Origin of the sequence: Fibrobacter sp. UWB12 (assembly GCF_900142485.1) — a bacterium.
Lineage (GTDB): Bacteria > Fibrobacterota > Fibrobacteria > Fibrobacterales > Fibrobacteraceae > Fibrobacter.
Window position 1 is genome coordinate 467,792 of the sequence record NZ_FRAZ01000001.1, and the last position, 26,133, is coordinate 493,924.

At 49.2% G+C, this 26,133-nt stretch carries 27 protein-coding genes; 22 read left to right on the forward strand and 5 right to left on the reverse strand.

Annotation, left to right across the window (positions count from 1 at the left end; genetic code table 11):
* Positions 1–46 precede the first annotated feature (46 nt).
* Both BUA34_RS01860 and BUA34_RS15675 read right to left on the reverse strand, forming a co-directional pair.
* Entirely contained in the window at positions 47–1,033 is a 987-nt protein-coding gene (locus BUA34_RS01860; protein WP_072827030.1) for a hypothetical protein, read from the reverse strand.
* Positions 1,034–1,048: 15 nt separating this feature from the next.
* The gene (locus BUA34_RS15675) at positions 1,049–1,354 is read right to left on the reverse strand and encodes a hypothetical protein (RefSeq protein ID WP_139255851.1); all 306 of its coding nucleotides are present in this window, start codon (positions 1,352–1,354) and stop codon (positions 1,049–1,051) included.
* Between BUA34_RS15675 and BUA34_RS16230 the strand changes: the two genes are divergently transcribed.
* The 17 genes from BUA34_RS16230 (at position 1,342) to BUA34_RS01945 (ending at position 17,849) form a co-directional block, all read left to right on the forward strand.
* Positions 1,342–1,488 carry an SWIM zinc finger family protein gene (locus BUA34_RS16230; protein ID WP_083579702.1) on the forward strand — a complete coding sequence of 49 codons (147 nt, stop codon included), beginning with the start codon at positions 1,342–1,344 and terminating at the stop codon, positions 1,486–1,488. The two genes, BUA34_RS15675 and BUA34_RS16230, sit on opposite strands and share 13 nt — an antisense overlap.
* Before the next feature lie 80 nt (positions 1,489–1,568).
* Positions 1,569–2,555 (forward strand): thiamine-phosphate kinase, encoded by a 987-nt coding sequence (gene thiL / locus BUA34_RS01870; RefSeq protein ID WP_072827032.1) that lies wholly within the window; start codon positions 1,569–1,571, stop codon positions 2,553–2,555.
* A complete protein-coding gene (locus BUA34_RS01875) occupies positions 2,552–4,477 on the forward strand; it encodes a GspE/PulE family protein (RefSeq protein WP_254794279.1) in 1,926 nt (641 codons plus the stop codon). Before thiL ends, BUA34_RS01875 begins: the two co-directional genes overlap by 4 nt.
* 215 nt (positions 4,478–4,692) lie before the next feature.
* Positions 4,693–7,251 (forward strand): ATP-dependent helicase, encoded by a 2,559-nt coding sequence (locus tag BUA34_RS01880; RefSeq protein WP_072827033.1) that lies wholly within the window; start codon positions 4,693–4,695, stop codon positions 7,249–7,251.
* Between the two features lie 117 nt (positions 7,252–7,368).
* A complete protein-coding gene (locus BUA34_RS01885) occupies positions 7,369–8,010 on the forward strand; it encodes an AgmX/PglI C-terminal domain-containing protein (protein ID WP_072827034.1) in 642 nt (213 codons plus the stop codon).
* A gap of 257 nt (positions 8,011–8,267) precedes the next feature.
* Positions 8,268–9,215, forward strand: a complete 948-nt coding sequence (locus tag BUA34_RS01890) for an Rpn family recombination-promoting nuclease/putative transposase (RefSeq protein WP_072827035.1) — start codon at positions 8,268–8,270, stop codon at positions 9,213–9,215.
* 84 nt (positions 9,216–9,299) lie between these two features.
* Entirely contained in the window at positions 9,300–9,581 is a 282-nt protein-coding gene (gatC, locus tag BUA34_RS01895; protein WP_015732335.1) for an Asp-tRNA(Asn)/Glu-tRNA(Gln) amidotransferase subunit GatC, read from the forward strand.
* Between the two features lie 66 nt (positions 9,582–9,647).
* Positions 9,648–10,448 carry a 3-deoxy-manno-octulosonate cytidylyltransferase gene (locus BUA34_RS01900; RefSeq protein ID WP_254794280.1) on the forward strand — a complete coding sequence of 267 codons (801 nt, stop codon included), beginning with the start codon at positions 9,648–9,650 and terminating at the stop codon, positions 10,446–10,448.
* Positions 10,435–10,929 carry a ComEA family DNA-binding protein gene (locus BUA34_RS01905; RefSeq protein WP_254794281.1) on the forward strand — a complete coding sequence of 165 codons (495 nt, stop codon included), beginning with the start codon at positions 10,435–10,437 and terminating at the stop codon, positions 10,927–10,929. Before BUA34_RS01900 ends, BUA34_RS01905 begins: the two co-directional genes overlap by 14 nt.
* A gap of 32 nt (positions 10,930–10,961) precedes the next feature.
* On the forward strand, positions 10,962–11,873 hold the full coding sequence (locus tag BUA34_RS01910) for a type IV pilus biogenesis protein PilM (RefSeq protein WP_072827037.1): 912 nt from the start codon (positions 10,962–10,964) through the stop codon (positions 11,871–11,873).
* Positions 11,870–12,859 carry a hypothetical protein gene (locus tag BUA34_RS01915; RefSeq protein ID WP_072827038.1) on the forward strand — a complete coding sequence of 330 codons (990 nt, stop codon included), beginning with the start codon at positions 11,870–11,872 and terminating at the stop codon, positions 12,857–12,859. The genes BUA34_RS01910 and BUA34_RS01915 overlap by 4 nt, the downstream gene beginning before the upstream one ends.
* A 1-nt stretch (position 12,860) precedes the next feature.
* Positions 12,861–13,403, forward strand: a complete 543-nt coding sequence (rsmD, locus tag BUA34_RS01920; protein WP_072827039.1) for a 16S rRNA (guanine(966)-N(2))-methyltransferase RsmD — start codon at positions 12,861–12,863, stop codon at positions 13,401–13,403.
* 19 nt (positions 13,404–13,422) lie between these two features.
* Complete coding sequence (gene coaD, locus BUA34_RS01925; RefSeq protein WP_072827040.1) at positions 13,423–13,956, forward strand: pantetheine-phosphate adenylyltransferase; 534 nt, start codon at positions 13,423–13,425, stop codon at positions 13,954–13,956.
* The gene (locus tag BUA34_RS01930; RefSeq protein ID WP_072827041.1) at positions 13,943–14,824 is read left to right on the forward strand and encodes a rhomboid family protein; all 882 of its coding nucleotides are present in this window, start codon (positions 13,943–13,945) and stop codon (positions 14,822–14,824) included. The genes coaD and BUA34_RS01930 overlap by 14 nt, the downstream gene beginning before the upstream one ends.
* On the forward strand, positions 14,824–15,783 hold the full coding sequence (locus BUA34_RS01935; RefSeq protein WP_072827042.1) for an adenosine kinase: 960 nt from the start codon (positions 14,824–14,826) through the stop codon (positions 15,781–15,783). Before BUA34_RS01930 ends, BUA34_RS01935 begins: the two co-directional genes overlap by 1 nt.
* An 11-nt stretch (positions 15,784–15,794) precedes the next feature.
* Positions 15,795–16,238: a hypothetical protein gene (locus BUA34_RS01940; protein WP_072827043.1), complete on the forward strand. Its 444-nt coding sequence runs from the start codon at positions 15,795–15,797 to the stop codon at positions 16,236–16,238.
* 39 nt (positions 16,239–16,277) lie between these two features.
* Positions 16,278–17,849 carry a choice-of-anchor I family protein gene (locus BUA34_RS01945; protein WP_072827044.1) on the forward strand — a complete coding sequence of 524 codons (1,572 nt, stop codon included), beginning with the start codon at positions 16,278–16,280 and terminating at the stop codon, positions 17,847–17,849.
* A 46-nt stretch (positions 17,850–17,895) separates the two neighbouring features.
* Here the strand turns inward: BUA34_RS01945 and BUA34_RS01950 are convergent, their stop codons facing one another.
* Together BUA34_RS01950 and BUA34_RS01955 are read right to left on the reverse strand one after the other, a co-directional pair.
* On the reverse strand, positions 17,896–20,577 hold the full coding sequence (locus BUA34_RS01950; RefSeq protein WP_072827045.1) for an ATP-dependent helicase C-terminal domain-containing protein: 2,682 nt from the start codon (positions 20,575–20,577) through the stop codon (positions 17,896–17,898).
* Positions 20,578–20,697: 120 nt separating this feature from the next.
* Positions 20,698–21,162, reverse strand: a complete 465-nt coding sequence (locus tag BUA34_RS01955; protein ID WP_072827046.1) for a hypothetical protein — start codon at positions 21,160–21,162, stop codon at positions 20,698–20,700.
* 52 nt (positions 21,163–21,214) lie between these two features.
* On the opposite strand from BUA34_RS01955, the gene BUA34_RS01960 reads away from it, so the two are divergent.
* The 3 genes from BUA34_RS01960 to BUA34_RS01970 all read left to right on the forward strand — a co-directional run bounded on the left by BUA34_RS01960 (position 21,215) and on the right by BUA34_RS01970 (position 24,242).
* Positions 21,215–22,909, forward strand: coding sequence for a BamA/TamA family outer membrane protein (locus BUA34_RS01960; protein WP_254794282.1), 1,695 nt, complete (start codon positions 21,215–21,217; stop codon positions 22,907–22,909).
* Positions 22,910–23,004: 95 nt separating this feature from the next.
* Entirely contained in the window at positions 23,005–23,595 is a 591-nt protein-coding gene (locus BUA34_RS01965) for an inorganic diphosphatase (protein ID WP_072827047.1), read from the forward strand.
* Between the two features lie 161 nt (positions 23,596–23,756).
* Positions 23,757–24,242 (forward strand): hypothetical protein, encoded by a 486-nt coding sequence (locus BUA34_RS01970; protein ID WP_072827048.1) that lies wholly within the window; start codon positions 23,757–23,759, stop codon positions 24,240–24,242.
* A gap of 49 nt (positions 24,243–24,291) precedes the next feature.
* Here the strand turns inward: BUA34_RS01970 and galE are convergent, their stop codons facing one another.
* Complete coding sequence (gene galE, locus BUA34_RS01975) at positions 24,292–25,308, reverse strand: UDP-glucose 4-epimerase GalE (protein ID WP_072827049.1); 1,017 nt, start codon at positions 25,306–25,308, stop codon at positions 24,292–24,294.
* A gap of 314 nt (positions 25,309–25,622) precedes the next feature.
* Here galE and BUA34_RS01980 point away from each other — a divergent pair, with 314 nt between their 5' ends.
* The gene (locus BUA34_RS01980; protein WP_072827050.1) at positions 25,623–25,838 is read left to right on the forward strand and encodes a hypothetical protein; all 216 of its coding nucleotides are present in this window, start codon (positions 25,623–25,625) and stop codon (positions 25,836–25,838) included.
* A 56-nt stretch (positions 25,839–25,894) separates the two neighbouring features.
* Complete coding sequence (locus tag BUA34_RS01985) at positions 25,895–26,122, forward strand: hypothetical protein (RefSeq protein WP_072827051.1); 228 nt, start codon at positions 25,895–25,897, stop codon at positions 26,120–26,122.
* Positions 26,123–26,133: the final 11 nt, after the last annotated feature.

The window sequence follows — 26,133 nt, forward strand, 5'->3', positions numbered from 1 at the left end:
TTTTTCTGTATATAACCTTTTTTAGTGCAAGGTGATTGGAATATTGTTAGGGCTTCGTAGCACCAACAGCGCGGCGGAAAACTCTCGCGACTTCATCCGGGTTGTCGCTTTTGAGCCAGCTTAAGGTTTCTGTACCGCGGTAGCTCCATGCAAAGATGTTCTTGATGCCTGCGGCGCGGCTTTCTTCGACAGCGATGGCGAGGTCGTTTTCTCGGCCCGCTTCAATTTGGTACGCCTTGATCCACATCTGTACGGATTTCCCGTAGCGGGCCGCGACTTCCACAAGCTTGTTTGCGGTTTCGCGATATTTTTCGCGGACCCAATCTTCGCTCGCTCCCCGTTCCCAGTACGGGTCGCTCGCGATTTCATCGACCGCGGCGAGACTGGCGACGCGTCCCCAGTCGTCGAGCCCCGCCGGGAACCACGGCGGGAGCATGCAAACGCAGTTGCGTTTGCCGCGGTCGTGAACGTCTTTCGTCATCTCGTCCAAGAATTCAATCAAACTTTCTTCGCGGAACTGCTTTACGTCATCCGTAAGCTCGGCGGTCATTTCGTACCCAAACTTTGTTCTAAATAAATGGCGGCATTTTTCGCAACGGCAGCTCCAGTTGCTGAGCCCGCCCTTTTCAAAGTAAAAATGCGGCTCGTCCCAAAAGATTGTAGAAACGTTCGTATCGCAAACCGTTGCAATCCACTTGTGCATGAACGCTCTGAATTCCGGATGGTTCGGGCAGGCCGCCACTTTCGGCTTTCCGTCGAGCGCCACTTGGCACATGTCGTGGTTTCTGGCCGTGAGTTCCGAATATGCTTCACCGCCAAACACGCGGCCGACACCCCACGGGTTCACATAAACGGAGAGCCCCATGGCGGCAGACTCGTTCACGATCTGCTTCATGGTGTCGTAATAGTATTGCAGGTCTTCTTCGCTCCATGTGTGGAGCACAGCATTGAATCCTGCTTCTTTTATATGTACAAGGTCGATGCGTGCGAGCTCCGGAGAGCGCACACCAAAATAGCTGACGCCTTTAATCACGGTTAAAAACCTCTGTTAAAATCCTCTGTAGCTCTTGTGCTGGGTCCACTTGGCCCATTGCGGACAACCGTTCTTGTGCAGAACGTTTTCGAGCGTGGCGCACCATTCTTCTTCGCTTACAGGGCGCCTAATCCAGAACGTGCTTTCGTCTCTGGAATCTTCGGGGAGCGGCATGTCGTCCGGGATGATTTCGATTATCCAAGATTCCGGGATGCCGTTGTGGAGTTCCTTGCTGAATGCAAGGTTCTTCTCGGTCGCATGGTTCGCATGATCAAAGATGATGAGCGACGGAGACTGGCCGATGATGAGTGCAGATTCCAAAAGGCTCTGGGCGCTTTCGATGGAATTGCACGTGTAGAGGGTGGAATCGTCTGCCATGTTCCCATGTTCTAAAAGCCAGCGGAAGGTCCACTGGTTCAGCTTGTCTAAGCTGCCGGGCGATGATGGCGTTATAAAAAATATGTGTCCCACGCCTAAAGTATAGAAAGTTTATTGTTAAATTATTGGGAGAAAAAATTGATTTGTCCTTAAAAATATGAAATTCCCTGATCTTGGCGAATTCAGGTTCGTCAGCAAAATTTTGGAAGGGGCTGTACCCTTAAAAAAAGAATCGCCCTCGCACCGCAGCTGGTTGTCCGCCGGTGATGACTGCGCCATCTTTGATGGCTGGCTTGCAACAAAGGATCTCTCGGTCGAGAACACGCACTTCCGCCTGGACTGGTCGAGTCCGGAACAGGCGGTCGAGAAGCACATTGTGTCCAACGTTTCGGATGTGTCTTCCATGGGCGGTCGGCCCTGCATTGCTCTCTTTGGACTTTGCGTGAACAAATCTTGGAGCAAAGAAACTTGCGACAGAATTGCAAAAGCGGTTGCGCAAGGCTTTGAGAGAAGAGGAATTACATTGATTGGTGGAGATACGGTCTCAGGTGATGTCGGGATGTTTTCGACAACGCTTTTGGGCAAAACCGAAGGCGAAACGACTCTCCTCCGTAACGGAGCGAAACCGGGTGACTGTGTTTATGTGGCCGGAACTCTTGGCAAATCCGATGCCGGATTATGGCTTTTGATGAACCATCCCGAAGAGGCCGCGCGCTTCCCCCGACTCGTTGAATATCATCTTGCCCCCAAAATTTGCGAGGATGCTGGGGCTCAACTGGTAAAACAAGGGGTGCGGGGCGCCTGCATGGACATTAGCGACGGACTCAGCTCCGAGGCGAACCATTTGGCCCTTTCTTCGGGTGTTTCCATCGAAATTGACGAAAAAAAATTGCCCATTGACCCCGATGTTTTGGAAATGTGTGATTATTTTGGGCTTTCTCCCCTCAAATTTGCGTTAAATGGGGGTGAAGAATACGAACTTCTGTTCACTTCTAATGTTACAAAAAGTATATATTTAGAAGGTACGCCCCCAAAAGCCGAAATCTACGAAATTGGTTTTGTCGATTCAGGGTGTGGTGTTTACTTGAAAAACCTAGTTGGTGGTAGGATAATTTTAAACGCTCAGGCGTGGTCGCATCTATGAAGGATTCAAACAGCTTAGGACAGTTGCTGGTTCGCGTTAACTTGATTAACGAAGACCAGTTGAAGTACGCCGAAGACGAAGTCAAGTATCAGGCGCAGTTGGGCAAGAAGGTGACCCTCGTCCAGATCCTCATTAAGGCTGGAATGGTCAAGCAGGAACAGCTGACCGATATTCTGGGTGTCCAGATGCAGAGTGTAACCAAGAAACGTATTGGTGAAATGCTCTTGGACCAGGGCTTCATTACTCAGGACCAGTTGAACGAGGCTCTTGAAAAGCAAAAAACGTCGGGGGGCAAGCGCTTGGGTCGCGTGCTCGTCGATTTGAAGTTTATTGACGAAAAGAAACTCACTGACATTCTTTGCTGCCAGTTCGAAGTTCCTTTTGTAAAGCTCGATGCTATCAAGCTTGATGAGAAGGTTTACGAGTATATCTCTGAAGATCAGTGTAAAACACACAAAATTGTACCGCTTTATGTGACGAAGGATTCTCGCCAGGCGCTCGTTGTTGCCATGGCGGACCCGACGAACGTGAGACTCAGGGACTCCATCAAGTTCAAGGTCAAGAAAAACGTCGATGTGGTCATGGCATCCGAACAGGATATCAAGAAGACTATCGATATTCTTTTTGCTGGCCACGGACCTGCCGAAGAATCCCTTGCTGAACTTATCGGCTCTTCTAACGACGATGAACTTGAAACCGTTGAACGCGGTCAGGGTGGTAACGACGAACCGGAATTGACCGACGAAGAAGGTCGTCAGGTCGTTAAGATCGTGACTACGCTTATTCACGAAGCCATTGCCCGCCATGCATCCGATATTCACCTTGAACCGCAAGAAACGTTCCTCAAGTTGCGCTACCGTATCGATGGTGATTTGCAGGTGATGTCTCCGATTCCGGCACGTTTGATGCCGCAGATCCTTTCGCGTATTAAGCTTTTGTCCAAAATGGACATTGCAGAAAAACGTAAACCTTTGGACGGACGTTTTACCGTGCGTTACAAGGGCGCCGAGGTTGACCTTCGTGTGAGCTCGTTCCCGATTTCTTTGCGTAAGCGTGGCGTTTGCGAAAAAATCGTTATGCGTATTTTGGACCCGAACTCGGGTCAGTTCCCGCTAAAGGAAATGGGCTTCGACCCACGCGTGCTCAAGCAGTTTATCGATGCGATTAACGCTCCTAACGGAATTGTGCTGGTTACCGGTCCGACGGGTTCCGGTAAGTCTACGACGCTTTATGCTTCTATTCGTGAAATTCTTGACTCGACGATTAACATCTCGACGATGGAAGACCCGGTGGAATTGAATATTGATGGTGTGAACCAAGGTCAGATTAACAATGCCGCAGGGTTTACGTTTGCGGCGGGCATTCGTGCCTTGCTCCGTCAGGACCCTGACGTTATCATGATCGGTGAAATGCGTGACCAAGAAACCTCGACGATGGCTATCGAAGCTGCTTTGACAGGTCACTTGGTCTTCAGTACGCTCCATACAAACGACGCTGCAGGTGCATTCCCTCGTTTGCTCGAAATGGGATTGGAACCGTTCCTTGTGTCTACTGCAATTAAGGGCGTCTTGGCTCAACGTCTTGTGCGCCGTATTTGCAAGAACTGTAAGGAACCGGTCGAGATTTCTCAGGAACTCCGCGATGAACTCCACCTTTCGCCGGACATGCAGTTCTACCATGGCCGTGGTTGCGAAAAGTGCGATGGTTCGGGCTTCAAGGGCCGTTGCGGTATTTACGAATTCCTCGTGCCGAACGAATCTGTGCGTAACCTTGTGATTAAGCGTGCTTCCGGTGACGAAATCAAGCGCGAGGCCATCAAGTCTTGCGAAATGATTACGCTCCGTATGGACGGTATCAACAAGGCACTCCAGGGACAGACCACTTTGGAACAGGCTATTGGCGCATCCACCGCCGACGAATAATAGACGCTTGTCACCCCGAACTTTTATTCTTGTCATCCCCGCCTCCGAGCGGGGATCTCCTATTTTTGTAAGAGTCTAAACTAATAACCAATGACTAATAACTAATGACCATTGACCAATGACCAATAACCATTGGCTATTTCCTAATGCCTAACCCCTAAAACCTACAACCTATTTTCTATATTGCACATCTGTATATCGACTAGAGGTGCAGGATGGCAAATACTGTAGATGGTAATGTTTTAGATCGTGAGTTGAACCCGGAACAGGCGGCTGCTGCAAAGAAAATCAACGGCCCGATGCTGATTCTTGCTGGTGCAGGTTCGGGAAAGACGCGTTGCATTACCTACAAGATTGCCCATTTAGTTTCGTTTCACAATGTGGAATCCAATCGAGTGCTGGCGGTGACGTTTACGAACAAGGCCGCTCGTGAAATGAAGGACCGTATCCAGAAATTGTTGGATAATCGCTTGCCTTTTATGTGGATGGGAACATTCCATTCCGTGTGCCTTAAGCTTTTGAAACTCTGCCTTGCGAAAGATTTTGTGATTCAGGCGCTTGGTGGCAAGTGGTTTGATGCGAATTTTTCGATTTACGATGACGACGACCAGAAGCGCATCCTCAAGGAAATCTTGAAGGACGATTTGGGCGATGATTATGACCCTGCTGAACTGAAAAAGGTTCATGGTGCGATTTCGCGCTACAAGAATACGATTTTGTATAAAGGCGACAAGGCAACGTTGCAGACTCCTGATATCGCAATGTTGAATGCGGAATTTGCCGACCAAGAACGCAATGCTCGTTACTATGCTGCTTACCAGAAAAAGCTGTCGGAATCGAATGCGATGGACTTCGATGACTTGCTTTTCAATACGGTCAAGATGTTGCAGATGGTACCTAGATTGGTTGAGTCTTTGAGACACCAGTTCCAGTACGTCGTCGTCGACGAATATCAGGATACGAACGATGTGCAGTATGAACTTTTGAAGTTACTCATCAATCCAGAAACCAAAAACGTGACGGTGGTGGGCGATGACGACCAAAGTATTTACGGCTGGCGTGGCGCGAACATCAAGATTATCCGCAACTTCCACCGCGATTTTGCCCCGGTGACGATTGTCAAGCTCGAACGCAACTACCGCTCGACCGCGAACATTGTTAAGGGCGCTGGTTCTGTGATTGCCCATAACGTCCGCCCTGCAGAAATGCAAAAGAACGTTTTCTCCAAAGAAGAGGCTGGCGAACTCATTCACGTGCGCTATTTCGAGGATGACCGTTCCGAAGCTTCGAATATCGCAAAGGCTATTGCACAGGCCGGGCCTGATTTTTATGCGAAGACTGCTGTTTTCTACCGCACCAATGCCCAGTCCCGTTTGCTCGAAAAGGCGTTGAACGATTTGCGAATTCCATCGGTGATTTTTGGCGGAACGAGATTCTGGGACCGCAAGGAAATCAAGGATATTTTGGCGTACTTGCGCGTGCTCGCAAATGAAAAAGACGATGCCGCCTACTTGCGCGTGATTAACACTCCGCCGCGTGCCATCGGTAAAACTACTGTTGAAGGCGTTCTAGCCAAGGTGAAGGCGGGCGAGGGTTCGCTTTGGGACAATCTTTTGGCCGAAGCGAACGGCACGGGGCGCGGCGCTCCGAAGCTGAAAGGCTTTACTGACCTAGTCATCCGCTGGAAAAACATGATGAATTCGGGAGAAACGCCGCTCCCGATTCTTGCTGAAAACATTATCAACGATATCGGTTACAAGGAATTCTTGCGCAAGGAAGACGAAACTACGGCCGATGAACGCATTGCGAACTTGGACGAAATGATCAACGCTATCCGCGAATTTGACGAAGACCATCCGGGGGCGACTCTCGATGCGTTCTTGCAGGACATTTCGCTTTTGACGGATGGCGATAAGAAAGTCGATACGTCGAAAGGCCTTGTGACGCTCATGACAATCCACATGGCAAAAGGCCTTGAATTTAATACGGTTCACCTTGCAGGTTGCGATGACGAAATCTTCCCGCTGGTGCGCGGAACGTCTATGCTTTCGATGGCTGAAATCAATGAGCAGATGGAAGAAGAACGCCGCTTGTTCTACGTGGGCTGCACTCGTGCCGAAAAGAAACTTTATCTGTACCATGCCGAACGTCGATTCTTCCAAGGGAATATCCGTCCGTTTGCACCGTCCAGATTCCTCAAGGAATTGGATCCGTCTGTTGTTGACTTTACGCCGTGTTTGAATACTCGTCCGGGTGTGCCTGATTTTGTAGGCAATACTCGTTCTAAGCCGTCTTATGGTTCTTACGGCTCTTCGAATTATGGATCTCGTCCGTCTTATGGTTCTTCGGGATCTTACGGTAATTCGCGTTCGTCCGGCGCCTCATACAGCGGAAATTCTAACGGAAGCTCTCGTAGCGGTTCCGGCAGTTATGGCGGTTCTTCGTATGGCTCGTATGGTTCTCGCCCGGCGGCGGTACCTGCGTCCATCAAGAAAAACGATAAGCATATTGTCTATCGCAATCCGATTAAAGTGGCTTCGCCAAAGCCTGCTGTTCCGAGTGGCCCGCATGTTGTTTACGATGAATACAGCCAAGTTGCAAACCAGAATCCGTATCAGGCTGGCGTTCGTGTTCGACATTCCAAGTACGGCAACGGCGTTATCATGAAGGCTTATGGTAGTGGCGACAATGCCCGCGTTGATGTTCGTTTTGACCGCGAAAATATCAACCGCACCATTATCCTCAAGTACGCTGCGCTGGAAATTATAGGGTAGGGCATTTCTCCCGTTACATGTAAATTTTCATTAAAACGCTTGGCGTTGTTTTTGCGATTTTGTAAATGATATTCAGATGTTCTCACGTTTGCAGTGCTGAAAGAATGCGAGGCGAATATGAAAATGTGTAAAATGAAAAACTTTTTCATCGCGATTGTCGTCGCAAGTGTTGCTTTCGTATTTTCAAGCTGCAAAGAAGAAACTAGCCGACAGATGGAGTCTAGTAGTTCGACTGTAACGAAGGAATCGGTAAAATTTCGAAGGATTAGTGCAAAAATAGATTCTAATAGTAATTGGTATCGTCGAGGTAAGCCAATTCCTGGTTTTAATGAGGAGCGAGAAACTACTTTTTTTTTGTGTGATTCTCCTGTAATGTCATGTTTCCCAGGCTATCCACCTGTGAAAAACATGTATAAGGGACATGTTAAGATTCCGTCTTTAAGTGATATTGATTTAAAAAATGAAAATGGAGCCAATCGAACTGCTTCAGATGTTATGAAAGTTTTTCGTCAACGAACACCAGGACTTCGTCATGTTTATAATAGATATTTGAAAAAGAATCCTGGATTCCAAGGTAAGATTACCTTAAAATTCACAATTGCTCCCAAAGGTGAAATTACAGACGTTTCCATCGTTTCTTCTACAACGCAAAATCGCAAATTTGATGTCGAAATACAACAATTAGTAGGCAGCTGGGTATTTTTCAGGGTAAAATCAGGTGAAACAATCGTCTCAATCCCGTTGACCTTTACTGAATGAATTTTATTTGCAAACGGTTGTTTGCAGAACAACCTGCTACTCGGTCATGTCAACTCAAGCAAGCTTGGTTGCCGCGACACTCGTGCAAACGGTTGTTTGCAAAATGGATGCTCTGCAAAGCGACCCCTTGTTTTTCTTGAACGTGTTTGTTAGATTATAGCCAGTTCTAACGAACTGACTTTATTATATCGTTTTCTATATCCTTTCTTATATCATTTCTTTTATGAACTTGTCTCTAAAAAGAGAAAGGATATTCTATGGAAGAAAAACAGGAGGCAAAAAAGCCTCACGATGCTTTTTTCCGTTGGCTATTTGCAGATGTTAAGCATCTCAGATACTTGCTTGAACTTGCTGGTAAAATAAATATTGATGTGGGGGAGTTCCTCGCTGCGGTAAATTTGGACACGCTTGTCCGCATTCCGGATTCGTATTCCGAAGTGTACGAAACGGGTGACGCGGATTTGGCTTTCCGTGTTAATGTTCTGACGGGCGCACCCGTATTTGTTGGAATCCTTGTGGAGCACAAGTCCGGTCGCGATGCCGATACGTTCAATCAGCTTGCGCGTTACATGCGTTCTGTGATGAAACGCTTTGACGAGGGACGCCTATTCGACGGCCTCCCGACAATGGCGATGATATTTTACAACGGGCGTGATAACTGGAACCCGCTTGAGTTGCTTGAAAAGGATTATCCCGCATATTTTCACGGCATGGTGCTGCCGTTCCGCTGTGCGTTCGTGAACATGTCGGACATCCCGGACAGTGACTGCCTCGCTTGCGAAAATGTAACGACTGGCTTTGGTATTGCGGCGATGGCGCATGCTTACGACAAGGATGCCTTCCTTGAAGTGTTCCGTCAATTCAAGCCGAAATTGCGAAAAATGCCCAGCAACGAGCTATCTTGTTTGCTCGAAAAAATAAGTCTATATTTAGCAGAGTATCTCGGTAAAGAAGTTATGAAGGAGTTGAACATGGCTTTCAAGAGCATTGGACAGAAGTACGGATTCGTCAGTGCCGGCGATTCTTTCCGCCAGGAAATTGCCGATGCGCGAACCGAAGAGCAAGCCAAGGCGGAAGCAAAATTAGCTCAGAATCGTGATGACACCGAAACTGTTCTACGTGAAATGGGAATGTCCGACGAAAAAATTGCTGAAATGCAAGCCAAATTGGAGGTTCTTCGTCAAAGTAGACAGTCTCATGGATAACTTACTTTGGGTATACCGAGGAACAAATCTTAGCGGAGTAGAAAAAATTTTCTATCTTGCATTTCGTAAAATAAGAGGTTTTTTATGCTTGAACGTGAAGAAGTTTTGAAACTCGCAAAGTTGTCTCGCCTGAGCATTGCTGAAGAAGATATTCCGGCTATCAAGGGTCACTTGGATAAGATGCTCGACCATCTTGAAGCATTGAAGGCTTTGGACCTTTCGAACGTGGAACCGATGACCGCTGTCGAAAACGGCGCAACCATCCTCCGCGAAGACGTGCCGGTCCAGGGCTTTACGCTCGACCAGGCTTTTGCAAACGCTCCGGCTGTTGAAAACGACCACTTCGCCATCCCGAAGGTGATGTAGTCGGCGCGCTCTTCCGCGTGCATTTGTTGCATTTCCGGCGCATTAGGCGTACTGTAGTCGGCGTACTTGCCCGACGCAGTTCCGAATACCGCGCATTTCGTTACGCATTTCGCTTTGAACAAGGTCAGTTGCATCGTTCCGGCCCGCATGGGCTCGTCCAGATTCCCAGGGAAACCTCTCCTGAAGCTCAACGGCAAGGAGATGATTGTCCGTACCTTGGAACGTGCGCTCCTTGCGGATTGCTTTGACCGCATTGTTTGTGCGACGGATAGCGCTGAAATCGAAGCGGTGGTCACGGCGGCAGGCTTTGACTGCGTGATGACCGGCGAATGTGCAACAGGTTCCGACCGCGTGGCAGAGGCGGCCCAAAAGCTTGGCCTTGACCTGGTTGTGAATCTCCAGGGCGACGAGCCTCTCGTTGAACCTTCCGTGCTTCGTGATGTTGCAAAAGACCTCTCGGAACACCCCGACTGCTGGGTGACGGTCGCATGTCCGCTAAACCCTGCAGAAGCTGAACTCAAGACCGTCGTGAAAGTGCTCGTGCGCGATGGTGTGGCGGTCGACTTTACTAGGTCTGTGCCGCCTGCAGAAGCGAGCCGCTGGTTCCAGCACCAGGGCATTTACGCTTACTCCCGCGAAGCCCGCGACGAGTTTGCGTCGCTCCCGCAGAACAAGATTGAGCTGGAACGCTCGCTAGAGCAAATGCGAATTCTGGGGCGCCGCCCGATCCGCATTGTGCAGAGCGCTTACCCGAGCATTTCCGTGGACGTCCCGTCGGACGCAACCCACGTCGAGAATATTTTATTAGATCGTTTGCTTTATCCTTTGCTAGATGAACCTCTCAGAAAAGGCGATGAACGCATCTGAAAAAAGAATCCTCAAACTTGCAATAATCCTCTTTACAATTGGCTTGATCATCCGCTACCTCCCGTGGGGGCTCCCGTCTATCGAAACGTTTGAAGTCGGGGAGTCCGTTTTTGTCGCAAATTCGTCTCCGGGCGCAGTCCCCAACGCATCTTCAGACGCAGTCCCCAACGCATCTACGGATACGATTGTAAATAAAATAAAACCCATTGCAAATCCCGATTCCGAGGTCCGTCAGGAGGGGCAGGTCCCTTTTGAGCACCACCGGAAAGTAAAAAAGAAGGTTACACTTCCGCTCCATATTAATACGGCGGGTGTAGACGATTTATGTGCGCTAAAGGGGGTCGGACCGAAGCTTGCAGAGAAGATTATAGAGCATAGAAACGCCTTTGGACCGTTCAAAAGCCCCTCAGACTTAAAAAAAGTGCATGGAATTGGAAAGAAAAAACTTGAAAACTTGTTACATTCGATAATTTTTGATTAGTTTTAGGAAGAAAACTTTACATAAGTATATATATGAGCGATTCAAAATTATACCTAGGTGTTGAAGTCGGCGACCATTATATGAAGGTTGCTCTTGTGGACTCTTCTGAAAAGAAGGTGGTCAAGGTGGCTATCCTCCCGGTGGAGTGTAACCCCATTTACGATATATTCCTTTTTGAAAGTACGCTCCAGATGTGGATCGACGAAAATCAGATTAAGGATGTCGCAGCGACTTCTGTCACAATCCCTGCAAAAATGTCCATTATCCGTAAGGTCTATGTACCGCCCGAGGCTGCCGCAAACAAGGGGCAGTACCTAAAGTGGTATATGGAACTGTTTACGAATGCCGACGTGGATGCATACATTGTCGATTCCAAGACATTGAGTGGCGATGATTCCCTGGGCTATAACGAACTTGTGATGGCTGTCCGCAAGGAATGGGTCGATGCCCTTCGTAAGGGTTTCCGTTCCCGTGTGCTTGCACCGAAGTCCTTGGAAGTCGACGTGCTTTCGCTCATGAACGTGATGGATGTTGGTGAAAAGATTAAGGATGCCGTCTGCATCGTGAAGGCTGACTTTGACGGTGTGACGATTGTCTGGATGCGTCGCGATGAACTTTTGGCTTTGCGCGGTGTTTCTACGCTTTCGATGGTCGGCAAAACTGCTGATGACGCGTACCCGATTCTTGCCAATGAAATTGTTGAACAGATAAAGTTGGTTGAAACGGAAAACGCTATCAACGGAGTGAAGGATATTCGTCTGTGTGGCGAAATGGCATCGGAAGAAACCTTTGTCGAACATCTTATGGGCCAGTTGGGCGATTACAATGTGTCGCTGTTGAGGTCTTTGTCTCAACTTCCGTGTGACGAGAGTGTTGACCCCAATAACTTGGTTTACTGTGTTGGTGCCGTTGGTGCTGCATTGAACCAGATGGAGGGTGTATGATTCACATGAACCTTATTGCGGTGGCAGAAAAGAATGCCTCCCTTGGTGCGTTGTCTCAGCAGGTGCATGTGACGAACGTTGCCGATGTGGAACGCCGCTACAAGAAGAAATATTTGACTGTTGCGGTAGCAGCATTGCTTGCTGTTGTTGGTTTCAGTGCCTACCTGAGCATGAAGGGCGTTCCTGCTGCATTGGATGGAGTTTTCCCGGATTCTTATTTGAATTTGATTGGGGCAAAGAGCGCTGCTGCAAAGGCAACGACCCCTGCCGGTCCGACTGCCGAACAAATTGCACAGCAGCAAGAAGCTGTGGCAAAGGCCCGCGCAGCAATGTCTGCTAGGGACATTGTTGGCGAAATCAATCCGCAGGCATTGTTTAATAACAAACGAACGAGTTATAACAGCTATCTCCCGCTCGAAAAGCTTTCGTTCCAGAAAACGTCCTTGGCTCAGTTCTTGTCGTTCTTGAATACGGCTTCTCCGGACGATATCGGCTTCTCGGAATGTGTGTATCAGGCTCCGAACTTCTATTACCTCCGCGGTATAGCAATGAAGGCCTCCTCGCAGCATGCCCTTATGGATAGGCTCAAGGCTGTAAGTAAGCAGTTCCAGACGCCGATTGCTTCTGAAGCGGCAACTGAAGTGGCTGCATTTGGCCAGTTCGCAGTGCCGCAGGTTCGCTTGGATGCAGTGCGTGGCTTTGTTCCTGCTGCTGAAATTCCTGCAGAAGTCAAGGCGTTCAAGTCTCTTGCTGCTTCGAATAAAGTTCAACTGAAGGGCTTGGACAAGCCGATTGTTGATGATCTCGGTGTGTACAAACGCTATGTATACAATGTAACATCAACGGCTGACTTTGCTGATTTGCTGAACTTCTTTAACGTGTTTGCAAATTCCACGATTCGCATGGGCGTTTCTAAGGCAGACCTCAGGTTTGCCAAGAAGAACCTGATTACGACTATGCGTGTCGAAATGTTTGTACTCCGCTAGTATGCCGATTCGTATTACTGGCGGTTCTTTGCGGGGGCGCAACATCGAGTCTCCGGACACCATGAAAACACGTCCGACAGCTTCCCGAACAAGGGAAGCTCTCTTTAACATATTGCAGGGCGTCGAAGGTTTCCGCATGCTGGACCTTTTTGCCGGAAGCGGAATTATGGGGCTTGAAGCCATTAGCCGTGGGGCCGAATGCGTTACTGCGGTGGAACTCGCTCGCCCGCAAGCGAAGATGATTGAACGTTCGTACAAGTCCGTGGGCGCTGAATCGAAGCTGCGGTTGCTTGAGACGAGCGTGCTTACGCTCAAAAAGGAACTTGTCTGTGCCGATGGCGGTTTTGACCTGATTTATGCGGATCCGCCTTTCAAGGATATGGATTACCCTGATTTACGCCCGTTTATAGAGTGGCTAAACCCTGGAGGCGTGGCCGTTTTTGAAGCTCCAAGCCGTAAATTGCCGGAATGGGCCAAAGGGGATGATTTTCAGGGCCAAGTTCGCCGCTATGGCGAGTCTTCGCTGATAATTTTCAGAACGTGATTTTTATAAATTATACCACATGGTGTGGAAATCTAAAATCGCTGTTTTCGCAGGCTCGTTTGACCCGTTTACGGTGGGGCATTATGACCTTGTAGAACGTGCTGCAGGCATATTTGATTCTGTGATTGTAGTTGTCGCACAGAATGCGAACAAGAAAAACATGTTCGATGCAGAAACCCGTAAGGCCATGGTGGAGGCCGCCGTCTCTAAAATTCCGAATGTGTCGGTGGCTATTCATGGCGGTCTGACTGTCGATTTTATGAAATCCGTGGGGGCGCGCTACTTGTTGCGCGGCATCCGCAATGCATCGGACCTGGATGCGGAACAGGCAGTAGCCTGGAACAATAAGGTTCTTTTTGACGATGCCGAAACGGTGCTCTTGCTCAGTGCGCAGGAACATCTTGTGGTAAGCAGTTCCCTTGTTCGCGAACTTTTGAAGTGTGGTGCTTCCAAGAGCGATGATGAACAGACGGCGCTCCTTTCGAAGTTTGTGCCGAAGAACATGGTCCCCGTGCTTTTAAAAGAGTTTAGGAAGATTTATGAAACCATTTAAATATTTACCCAAGGCTTTGCGGGTCTTGTTGCTTGCAAATGCAGTTGTTTTTATTATCGCCTTTTTAGGGCGCGGAATCGATGTGGACTTGGGTGCCGGCTATGGCAGTTTGACGGATTACATCAGTTACTTTGGTGCGTTTATGCCGCGCGTCCCGCTTGAACTTTGGCGCTATGTGACATACATGTTCATCCATTTCGACTTTATGCATTTCTTCTTCAACATGCTCATGCTTTGGATGTTCGGCTCTGATGTTGCGGAATGGATGGGAACGCGCCATTTTGTATCGATGTACTTTTTCTGCGGTATTTTTGCTGCGCTGTTCAGTTTTTTCATGTGCTTACTCGGCCTTACGAACAATCCGATTATCGGTGCTTCGGGCGCCTTGATGGGCGTGTTTGTTGCCTATTACAAGTTCTTCCCGGAACGCATGCTCCTTATGTTCTTTGTCATCCCTATGAAGATCAAGCATGCCATGTGGGTGATGATTGCCCTTGATATTCTCTTTGCGAATTCGGGTGACATGATTGCTCATTTTGCACACTTGGGCGGTGTCGTTGCCGGATTCCTTTACATGGCGGTTTACCAGAACGGCCCGAAGGTGCTTTACCATTCGCCGCTTTCTGCTATTTTCCGCCTGTTCTCCAGGAATCCCGAAAAGTATGGTGATGCGCCTCGTTCCCGTACGCGCAATTCCGACGAACCGGAAGTTCTCGAAGGTGAAGTGTTCTACGTAGACGAACAGAAACGCATGGACGATATTCTCAGGAAGGTGGAACGCGAAGGTGTCCAATCCTTGAGCGAATCGGAACGTGAATTTTTATTGAAAGCGGGTGACAAGTTGCGTCGCCGTCGCGGAGGATTCTAATGAAGAAAATTCTTGGTATGGGCGCTGCCCTTGTTGATATTTTGGCTAATGTGAGCGACGAATGGATTGCATCACAAGGCGTTCAGAAGGGCGGCATGAACATGGTCGATTGGCCGCAGATGGAAAAGTTCCTTGGCTCTCTTGAAAATCCGATTCGCGTTCCGGGTGGCTCGACTTGCAATACGATGGTGGGCGTGGCCCGTCTCGGTGGCAAGGCTGCATTTATCAGCAAGGTGGGCGATGACGAACTGGGTAAGCTCTTCCAAAATCATTTGAAGAATAACGGTGTAGAATCGAAGGTCGGGCTTTCTAGTGCTGCAACGGGTTGCGTGTTCTCTGCAGTGACTCCGGATGCACAGCGTTCCATGTGGACATACCTCGGTGCTTCGGATTTCCTCGGCTCTGATGATTTTACTCCGGCTCTCTATGACGGTGTGGGCCTCCTCTATGCCGAAGGCTATCGTGCTTTTAACGGCGAATGTTTCAAGAAGTCTTTTGAACTTGCACGCAGTCTCGGTGTTGAAACCGCTCTCGACTTTAGCTCATTTGGCGTGGTTGACGCATGCCGCAAGCTGTTCGATGAACTTTTCGAAAACAAGATGATTGATATCATCATTGCAAACGAAGATGAAGCTTTTGCTTATGCTGGCGTCAAGGAAGAAGCCGCTCTCGACGTTCTTTCCAAGAAGGCGAAGGTTGCTGTGGTAAAGATTGGCAAGCGTGGCGCCTTGATTGCTAAGGATGGCAAGGTGACTCGCGTGTCTGCAGGTGCTGCAAAGGCAATCGATACGACGGGTGCTGGTGACCTTTGGGCATCGGGATTCCTGTACGGCTACATGAACGGCTGGGATATGGAACGCTCGGGTAACCTCGGCAGCATTGTTTCGAACGAAGTTGTTCAAGTCATGGGCGCGCAGATTCCGGAAGACGGTTGGAAGCGCATCTTGGCCCAGATGTAATTGAGGCTTATATGGTTTCTGTTGCTCGTTCTTTTGTGAAATCGTTAGCTTTGTGCGCCTTGTTCGTGCTTTCTTTTGCTGTGTCGCCGGTTCTTGCGGCTGGTGATGCCGAGAAGGCTGAACTTGTCACGGAACTTGCTGTGCGCGATAGCGTCATGGCACTCCGCGATAGCGCTTGCACTGTAGAAAAAAAGGCGCTCCGTTCGGATTTGGAATTGGAACGCGCCAAGTGCGAAAATTGGGAACAAAGCTACAATACGCTCAAGAAGAACAACGAAACCTGCGCCAAAGCTTTGAGTGTTGCAATTCAAGCAAGTCAGGAACAAGCAGAAAAGCAAGAAGCCAAGGAAAAAGCCGACAAAGAAAAGGATAAGTCTGATGTTGTAATGCAGTCGGCGTCAATGGCTGCAAGTTTTGGACTTGGCATGCTTATTATGTGGCTGATTCTCGACTGAGTTTTGGCAAAAACGCGGCTTTGCCGCATGGGAGATTGTATGAAATATACCGCTTTAGCCATGAGTTTGCTTTTGTGCTCGGGCTTTTCGTTTGCTAAAAAGTCGGATGTTCCGGCAGGCCCGTTCCAGATGGGGACGGTACTAAAGCAGGTTGCTTCGATTCCCATGACAACGGCTGAGATTTCGGCGTTCATGCCCGAAAAGAATGTGTTGTTTGTAGTCGGCGGCGAGAATGTCCTGGAAATTGTCAATTTGGCGGACCCTGCAAACCCGAAAAAGGTAAGCGAAGTCAAATTGCCGGGTGGCGCCTCTAGCGTGACGGTGCACGGAGACCTTGTGGCCGTGAGCCTTTTGAACAATCCTGAGTGGAAAAAAGGCCATGTGCAGGTGATGCGCTACAACAAGAAACTTGAAGTCCTTGGCTTGCACGAACTTTGCTACATGCCCGACATGATTACGTTTACGCCGGATGGAACGAATTTGCTTGTAGCCTGTGAAGGTTCGCCGGATGAAACGTTCACGGAAGACCCAGAAGGCGGCATTGGTGTTTTGTCGATTACGGCGCCTGCGAATGCGGCTGACTTGGCAAAAGCTTGGAAAAAGCCGCAAAAAGTTGTGGTTGGTTTTAATGAACTCGATACGTTAAAATTGATGGCCAAGGGTGTGCGCAAGACTGGCGTAAAGAGCTTTGTCCAATCGCTAGAACCCGAATATATTACGGTAGATGGTGATTCCAAGACGGCTTGGATTAGTTTGCAAGAAAACAACGCTCTTGTAAAGTTCGACGTTGAGGCTAAGAAAATTTTGGACGTGTTCCCGCTGGGTTCTGTGGACCATTCTGTGTCGGGTGCAGGGCTTGATATAAAGAAAGATAAGGCCATTGAAATCAAGAACTATCCCTTGCGCGGTTTGCGCCAGCCCGATGGCATTACTTCGTTCTCTGTAAATGGAACGACATTTGTTGTGACTGCAAATGAAGGCGCTCCGGTCAACGATTACAAGGCCTGGACGGATGTGACGACTCCGATGATGCTTTCGCAGCAAGGCGTGCTTGACCCGGAAGTATTTACGGCAAGTGTGCTGGATGATTTGAAAAATGTGACGGTAAGTAGCCTAGAACGTTGCGATGCTGCCCCGGATAAAACTGCAAATGGCAAGTGCCCTTATATGTATTCGTTTGGCTCGCGTTCCATTAGTATTTTTGATGGCGCTACCGGACATTTGATGTGGGATTCCGGCGATGTGTTTGAACAAACGATGGCTAAGGTCGCCCCGGATTACTTTAACTGGAATTCCAAGAAGGGCAAAGTCAAGATGGATGCCCGCAGCGAAGATAAGGGGTGCGAACCGGAAAACGTGACAACGGGTGTCGTTGGCGAAAAACGCTATGTGTTTGCGGGGCTTGAACGCTCGAGCGCTGTTGCCGTGTTCGATATTACAGGGGTCGAAAATGGGAATGCCCCGAAAATCGTTGATTTTTATTTGAACCCGAAAGATCGTGGCCCCGAAGGCATTTTGTTTATCCCTGCAGAAAAGAGCCCCAACGGGGAATCTCTCTTGATTGTTGGCTACGAATACAGCAAGACATTAGCTGTTTATACAGTAAAGTAGAGCCCCGCCCGCATGTAGTTCAAAAAACTTTTTTCATGTAATGAAATTACATGATTTTTTCAGGCCACGGGTGTTTGGGGTATCTTCCTCGTAATTCTTTGCGGACTTCGGCGTAGGTATTTTGCCAAAAACTCGTGAGGTCCCATGTCTTTTGGATGGTGCGGAAGTTCGGCGCTAGAATGTCATAACGCACTTTGAGCTTGTTATCGGCAATTTTGTGTTCTCCGCGGAGCTGCATAAAGTCTTCGATGCGTGCTGAAATTTCAACAAGAACGCCGTCTGCACTTTGTACGATTTTGCCGCTGCTCTGTTCGTCGTCGGTCGCGACTGCCTGGTAGCTGTAGCGGGCGCGTTTGCCGTTTGGCAAAACATAATGATCGGGGAACGTCTTTTGCAGCCAAGCTAACATGGATTTTCCGAAGTAATCTTCGACGATGTTTCTGTAACGGTCTTCGTTGATATCTCGCAGCAAAAAGATTCCGTCAGTAAGCTCATTGAAAATGAGCTCCATGTCTTCATTGTTGAATTCCGGGAGACCGTATTCCGGATAAAGTTTTGCGGCAAGGCGCATCTTGATAAGGAGCGTTTGCAAATTTTCCGTGAGGTAGCGGCCTGTCCAATTTTCTTTTTCGAGCTTGTCGCGCCAGGCATCGACCGTGAGCTCTTTGAGCTTTTCAAGGACTTTGGGCGAGGCTTCTTGCGGGAGAATTTCTTTGCGGCTTGTTTCGCGAACGTCGCCGTTGGGGCTTTCGCTTTCGTGAATCTCGATGCCGATAAAGCGTTCTTGACCGCTGCGCCACAGCAGTTCGTAGCGGATTTTATCGCTTTCGCCGCCGAGCATTTCTTTGGGCACGGGAGCGTAAAGATTGACTCGTAATTCGGATTTGGAGGCTGCTTCGGTGCGGAGCATCGAAAGCGCGAGTATCGCGTAGGGGGCCTCGGCCACCTGCAGCCGGATGGTGTTGCCGTTGCTTAATTTGTACACGTTTCCGCTTGGAGTGGCTAGGGCTTCTGGGAAGGCGTTTAATAAACTGCGGATGACGACTGCATGGATTGCTTCGCCCCTTTGGGGTTCGCAATGACGTGTATTGTCATGCCCGTCTTGAACGGGCATCTCCTTTGTCTCGCAATGACGTAGCTTATCACGATAATCTCTTAGTTGCTTTAGCGTGAATGTGACTTCGCGGGGCGCGTTTATTGCTTTTGAAAGTGTGTCCTTTGCGAGCGTGAACAAGTCCAATGAAACTTTAGCTTTTTGTACAAATTCTGTTCCCGAATGGATCCATGCCATGGCGGCGAGGAGCAAGTCGGGGAGGTCTTCGGCACATTCTGCTTTTGCTAAAATCAGTGCGAGCGGGATGTTTGAAATTGGCGTTTGTATGGCGCGTTTGCCGAGTTCCGTGATGTGACCGTCTTGCAACATGCCGAAATTTTCGAGCATTGTTGTGGCAGTCTTTTCGCGTGCTGCAGGGATTGCTGTGGGCAATGTAATGGATTGCTTCGCTGCGCTCGCAATGACGTCTGCATCATTTGTCGCTTTGGGGTTGCTGTGGCTCGCAATGACGTTTTGCTGGCTTGTCACCCTGGAGCCGTCAGGCGATAGGGGCCATGATTCTTCGAGTGCGGCTTTTTGCAGTATGAGTTCCGAGGGCTCGATTTGCAATACTTCAGGCACAATTCCTTGTGGCATGTGCTTTTCGGTATCTTCGGTCCACAGGCGGATGGCGCAACCGTTTTGTGTACGGCCACTGCGGCCGCTGCGCTGGATGGCGTTCTGCAGCGAAATCGGCAATGTGCGCAACACATTTACTTTTTTGCTGTCGTCGTATTCGTTCACGCGTTCGATGCCGCTATCGACAACGCCTGTCACGTTTGGCACTGTAATAGATGTTTCTGCGATGTTGGTCGTGAAGATAACGCGCGGGCGTTCTGTTTCTTCGAAAATGCGGTCTTGCGTTTCGCGGTCTTGACCGCCGTAGAGTTCAAGGAACTCTGCGACGCCTACGCCAAGCGCCTCGCTTGCGGCGGTGTGGCAGCGTGCAATTTCGGCTTTACCCGGCAAGAATACGAGCGTTGTCTGCCAAATGTTATTGCGGTACAAAGTGCGTAACGCGCGGACTACTTCACTTTCGATTCCCTGACCTGCGGCAATGTTTACGCCGGCGGCAGGCTTCTGGTGTAGAATTTGTACAGGGTACAGCGGGTGCCCAAGTTGCAAACATTTCACGCCAAGCGCTGCTTCAAGTTCGTCGCGGTTCAACGCCGCCGACATCACTGCAATTCTCGGCAATTGTGGCTTTTGTTGTCTCCCGTTAAAATACGCAAAGAGCAAATCCATATCGGCTTTGCGTTCATGGTATTCATCGAACACCACCCAGTCGGCGTTTAACTTCCCGTGCAAAAGTTCCTGCAAAAAGTTGCCATAAGTCTGGAACAAAATTCGAGTCTCGCTCGATTTGCAACTGTCTTGCCTGAACTGGTAACCGACTGTTTTGCCGCACGGCTCGTTGTGCAATTTCGCTGAGTATTGGGCGAGGGCAAGGGCCGCGATTCGCCTTGGCTGCAACACGACAATGCGCCCGCTAAAGTGCCTGCTCAAGAACCACGGGATGTACAAGGATTTACCGCTACCGGTAGGCGCTTCGATAAGCAAATTCCGCGATGTTTCGATAGCGTGGACTAGCTTGTCTTCTTCTTCGGCAATGGCTAAATCTTTGTACGTGCGCATTGGGCTCTCGTTATCTTGTTGTGGTTCTTTTTAAAAAAGTTGACCCCGGCACTGTGACCGGGGCGTTTAAAAGAAATTAACTGGATCCTTCGACTTCGCTCAGGATGACGGAATCTGCTACTATGCTCTCGGGTATCTCAGCTTTTCGCCAGTAGCTTCGTCAACGTAGGGGTGCTTGCCTTCGCGGAACTTCTGGTTGATGACCAAGTTCTGGAGCCTTCTCTTGATGCCGGCTTCGGTCTTGCAGAAGAAGAACACGACCTTGTTTGTGCCCGGAACCTGGAACACTGCAAGCTTGAACTTTTGCGAAACGGCGCGACGGAAAAACTTCACATCTTCTTTCTTGGGAATCACCTGATCGCTACCCGGCTTGATTTCGCAAATCATGTCGGCATCGGCGAGCAAAGCCTTGGACTTCTGCTGGAGGGCAAGGAAGTTCGGCTCGGTGCTCTTGCGGATGTTTTCCATGTTGAAGGGGCTTCTGGCCTTCAAACCTTTAAGGAATCCGCGGAGAACAAAAAACAAAAGAATGACCACGACCAGGATAACCAAGTAGGGCCAATAGTTTGCGAGAAAGTCTAACATAATCACCTCTAATTCGTGACCCCAATATAGCAATTTTTTATATCTTTAAAATATGACTAGGATTTCACTTACGCTTTTGATTGCTGGAATAGTGGTTTCGTCGCATGCCGCAAGGGTTAATCTTTTTGAAGAAAATACTTATGAATGTGCCGATGGAACCCCAATTGCAATGATTGACATCAATGGGCTCGACCACACGAAACCGCATGTCGTTATGCGGGAACTGACCCATAAAGTTGGGGGCCATTTTTCGCAGCAAACCTTTGAAGCTGAAAAGCGCAAACTTCAAGACCTGGACCTGTTTACCGATATTACGGTCACGTGCGAACCGTTTAGCGAATCTATCAACGACATGCTCGGTGCGCCAGATGAACCCGTGCCGGAACCGGTTGCCGTAGCCCAAACCGAAGAACCTTCGCCATACACCGATACGCTTTCGTCGTTTGTCACGCAGTTGACATCCAATACAGATGCGCTTTCGTCGGTGTTCTCGACACTTTCGACAGAATCGGATTCTCTCTCGGCTTTTGTGGCGCGATTCCCGGCGAGCACGGATGAACTCTCGTCTATCGTTTCTCAGTTGTCTTCGAATACGGATTCGCTTGCAGCTCTGATATCTAGACTTTCTTCGGACATTGGTACGCTTTCTGCAGTTGCGTCGTCCCCAGCAACAAGTTCGAAAATTGCGGAGAAAAAGGTTGTTCAAAATGCATCGGGTACAAGTTATCTTTCGGCGGCCCATTCTTTGAATGCCGTTAAGCTTGTTTACCATGTCAAGGAAATTTTCCGCTGGATTCCGTCGCCGGCCGGCAAAAAGACGGACCGCGATGGGTTCATGATTGGCCTTGCGCTTGCAAACCTGAACATCCTTGGCGAAGACATCCGTGCCGAAGTCCAGTACCGTACATCTGTCGACCCGTTCTTCGATAACAACGAATATGCATTCTATGCAAGTTCACCCTATTTCTTGGGCCTCCCGGTTGGCTGGAGCTTTGAGTTCTTGAGAACAAACAGCTGGGATGATATTCGCGGTTTCCGTGATGCAAGTTGGTTGGTTAGTTTAGATGTAAACTGGAAACTGATTCCGCATTTCTCGATTTTAGGGAAGACTGCTTACCGCTATCTTGAAGGTGGGCCGGAACACCTGCCGGAATTTGGCCTTGGCGTTGCCGTGGATTTCCGCGATAGTGAAATTGACACACGCAAGGGAATTTATTTTGAAAGCATGGTCTCGCACATGGGATTCCGCGAAATGAACGATGAACATTATACGGAGTTTTTGGAAGATGCGCGAGCCTACTATTCGTTTGGACCGTTCGTGACGGGGGCTATGGCGTTGGTGCGTTTGCGCCCGGGCCATGTCCGCTTTTATGATTACTTCTATCATGGCGGCGCGAATACCTTCCGTGGGCACGAATCGAGCTCGAAGCGCTTGGGCGAACACGAAGCTCTCGTAAACCTCGAAGAACGTTTTGTATTGCTCGAACGCCGTTCCGCCTCGCTGTGGGGAATCAACTTCTTCTACGGATTGCAATTGGTGGCTGGCTTGGACGGAAGTTTGCTTTGGAATAAAGGAACGCCCGGCTGGAAAAATTACGAAGGCGCTGTTTATGGAGGTGTGCATCTCGTGATACCCGCGCTTGACCGAATCCGCTTTGAAGTGGGTTACAGCCCGGACCACGGGGAACCGGTATTCCACATTGGCCTCTTCGAAAAGACGACATCCGCTCGCTGGCGTAGCCGCTAGCATCCCCCCTTGATTTTTTGTAAATAAAAGTTAAATTTACGCTACTGTATTAAAAAAGAAAGAAAAATGGCTCAAAGTGGGCCTACGGAGAATAAATGGCCATTAATTATCTGGATCTTCCTATCGGACGCAAGTACCCCTACGAAGTGGATTGCGTCGTGGAAATCGGCAAAGACACGAATTTGAAATACGAATACGACGAACGTTTGCATGTGTTCCGTCTGGACCGCTGCCTTTTGAGCTCCATGAGCTACCCCTGCACGTATGGCTTTATCCCGAGCACCAAGGCCGACGATGGCGATGCCTTGGATATGCTCATTTACAGCCCGGCATCCATGATTACGGGGACGGTTTGCACTTGCCGCGTGATTGGCGCCCTCGACATGACCGACGGTGGCAAAAAGGACTACAAGGTTTTGGGCGTACCTATATTTAACCCGCGCCCGTTCTGCGACATTACCGACGTGGACCAGATGTTCCTCCGCATTACCAAGAACTTTTTCCAGAACTACAAGGAACTCGAAGGCAAGGACGTGCAAATTGGTGAATGGAAAGATGCCGCCTTTGCCCGCGAAAAGGTGATTGCCGCCCACAAGGCGTACTTCCAGAACCAGGTGCAAGTGCCGGAATCCTGCTACCAGGAACCCGAACACGACGAAAAGATTACCGCTGAGGAGCTGATTTAAGGCGCGTTTGCGCGGCTCTCGAACGAGTTTGTTCGCTATAGCTTTTTACAATGGTTTTGCCCCCAAACGGCAAGGCCATTTTTTTTTGTAAACAGTTGGTTTTGTAACAAAATATTTAATATATTATCTTTGATGTAACAATTAAAGTATAACGAGGCTATATGAAAAAGCTTATGCTCACTTGCGCCATGTCGTTCATGCTGCTTAGCACCTCTGCAATGGCATTGACGATAAATGTTGAACCTAAGAAGGAAGAATCTTCCCGTTCAGTGCCCCCTCCGCCGCCACCTCCGCCACCAGCAAAGCCGCTTGTAACCTGCAAGTTTGCTGAACCGAAGTGTGACCGCCATGATAGAATCCATGCTGAACGTTACGACAACGATCAGAAGATGTATAGCCGTGGCGAATGCTTCCGTGGTGAAAAGGAACGTAAGTTTGACTTCTATTGCAACAACGGCGAAGTCTGGATGCAGATTGATTACCGCCGTGACCGCGCTGACCGTATCGATTGCATGGACCCGAAGCGTCACAAGTTCTTTGCGGCCCGAAGCATTGGCGAATGCGAAGAAGTACATCGCAACTACAACCGCCCGGAACCGCCGCGCAAGAAACATGGTCATCACAACCACCGTGACTACCGCGACTAAGCTTGCGTAATGTTAAAAAGCCTCTCGCTAAAAGCGAGAGGCGATTTTTTTAGCCTCTGTAACCCTTGGGGTTTTGTTTTTGCCAGTTCCAGGCGTCGCGGCACATTTCTTCGATGCCATACTTAGCCTTCCAGCCAAGCTCGTCGAATGCCTTTTGCGGATTGCAGTAGCAAGTGGCAATATCGCCTGCGCGACGCGGCTTGATACTGTACGGAATCTTGACACCGTTTGCCTTTTCAAAAGCTTTCACCACGTCGAGAACGGAGTAGCCGTGACCCGTGCCGAGGTTGTAAATGGCAAGCCCGCACTTACGTTCGATAGCCTGGAGTGCGGCCACATGGCCTGCGGCAAGGTCGCAAACATGGATATAGTCGCGGACGCCCGTGCCATCTGGAGTGTCGTAATCGTTGCCGAAAACGCCAAGTTCCTTGCGGATGCCGACCGCCGTCTGCGTGATGTACGGCATGAGGTTGTTCGGAATCCCGTTCGGATCTTCGCCAATGCGGCCGCTCGGGTGCGCGCCAATCGGGTTGAAATAGCGGAGCAACACCACGTTCCATTCCGGGTCTGCCTTTTGCACGTCGCGGAGAACCTCTTCGAGCATGGACTTGGTTTGCCCGTAGGGGTTGGTGCACTGGCCCTTGGGGCATTCTTCGGTAATCGGGATAATGGCCGGATTGCCGTAAACCGTGGCCGACGAACTGAAAATGATGTTCTTGCAACCGTGGTTACGCATGGCATGGAGCAACACGAACGTGGCGTTCATGTTGTTCTCGTAGTATTCCAGCGGCTTTGCCACCGATTCGCCCACAGCCTTGAGCCCGGCAAAGTGGATACATGCATCAAACTTGTTTTCGCTAAAAATCTTGTCCATGGCGGCAGCGTCACGGACATCGGCATTTACAAACGGGATAGGGGTGCCAACGAGTTCGCCCACGCGGCGCAGGGATTCGTTGCTGGAGTTCACAAGATTATCGACGACTACTACCGAATGGCCTGCTTTGTAAAGCTCAATAATGGTGTGGCTCCCGATATAGCCGGCTCCACCCATAACAGCGATTTTCATAATTGCTCCAGGTAAAAAAGTTCGGGACATAATATACGAAAATTTTCACAAAGGAATGTTGTTAAAAATCTGAACGCCCGACGAAAAAGCGGGCTCTTCCCATCTATGCTAAAAAGAGGTATATTATCGTTGACTTAACTAAGTTCGTCCCTACCGGGGGTAACGAACTCGAACGGCAATGGCTAGAAATCTTCAAGAACGCACCGAAGGCAAAATGTATTCCGGCAAATGTTGTAGACGAAATCAGGGATGTCTATGAACGGCTGCTGGTGAGGAATTCGACTAGGGACTTTTTGAGAAAGGTGGTAAATCGTATGCATGACAAGAGAGAATATTGGGCTGGGATTACGACCGCCCGCCGCAGAGGTGAAGCCGAAGGCTTTGCCAAGGGAGAAGCAAAAGGTGAAGCTAAGGGCCTTGCTAAAGGGAAGGCCTTGGGCTTTGTTAAAGGAAAAGCAAAAATTGTAAAATTCCTTCGCTCGAATGGTGCTTCGCCTAAGTTACTTGCTGCAGTCATGGCTTTGAAATAGGGTGTGCTCGCTGGTCAAAGTAAAAACTCCTCAGGGAACAGGCAAAGAATATGGTAATGACAGAAGAAGAACTTGACTATCTCGCCTCGCTGAAAGTCCGTGCCCATGAAGAAGGTTTACAAGAAGGTTTACAGGAAGGTCTAGAGAAAGGTCTAGAGAAAGGTTTACAACAAGCTTTAGAAAAAGTTGCTCTAGACATGCTAGCCGATAACAAGCCTATCGAGGAAATTGTAAAGTATTCGCATCTCCCTGTAGAAAAGGTGCTGGAACTGCAGAAAAAATAGGACATGGCCGC